This is a genomic window from Alkalibacillus haloalkaliphilus C5 (assembly GCF_000269905.1).
GTDB classification, from domain to species: Bacteria; Bacillota; Bacilli; order Bacillales; family Alkalibacillaceae; genus Alkalibacillus; species Alkalibacillus haloalkaliphilus_A.
In genome coordinates, this window is record NZ_AKIF01000289.1 from 1 (window position 1) to 618 (window position 618).

Consider the following 618-nt stretch of genomic DNA (forward strand, 5'->3'; position numbering starts at 1 on the left):
CGATTGGCTGGGGACTTGTTTACCAATCACCAAAGGCACTTGGACGAAGCTTTTTCAACTTCACACAAGAACGACTGCCAGCTATGGGTAATGAACTGTCGTTATTTATCGCAGCCGGTGCTTTCGGTGCTGCCATTCTAAGCGCTGGTGCAAGTGATTGGATTATTTATTTTATAGACGTATTCGGCATTTCACATATTCTTGTTTTAATACCTGTCTTATTGATCGTTGTTAATCTGCTTTCATTCGTTGGCGTTCATCCGATCATTACGATGACCGCACTAGCGATTACATTAAGTTCATCACCGATTTTTATCGATGATCACTTTTTATTAAGCTTCGGCTTACTATCAGCTTGGATGGTATCTGTAATCTCATCACCATTTTCAGGATTAAACTTACTCATGTCCGGCTTAGCGCAAAGCAACCCAATCGCGATCGGCCCGAAAAGCAACTTGCCATTCGCATTGACTTTGTGGGGGATTGCTTATGTGATTATGATTGGGTTGTATTTTGTGATTTGAGGATGGTTCGTGTGAGTGCTGATAAAATTGGTTGAGTGCTGATAAATTTGAGTGAGTGCTGATAAAATTGGTTGAATGCTGATAATTTCTTGCG

The 618-nt window shown here is 41.1% G+C and carries 1 protein-coding gene; it reads left to right on the forward strand.

The genetic code is table 11. The features are described 5' to 3' along the window. Positions 1-524: hypothetical protein (locus tag A194_RS0116480; RefSeq protein WP_017187864.1), on the forward strand; the 524-nt coding region annotated here is incomplete at its 5' end. Between the last annotated feature and the right edge of the window lie 94 nt (positions 525-618).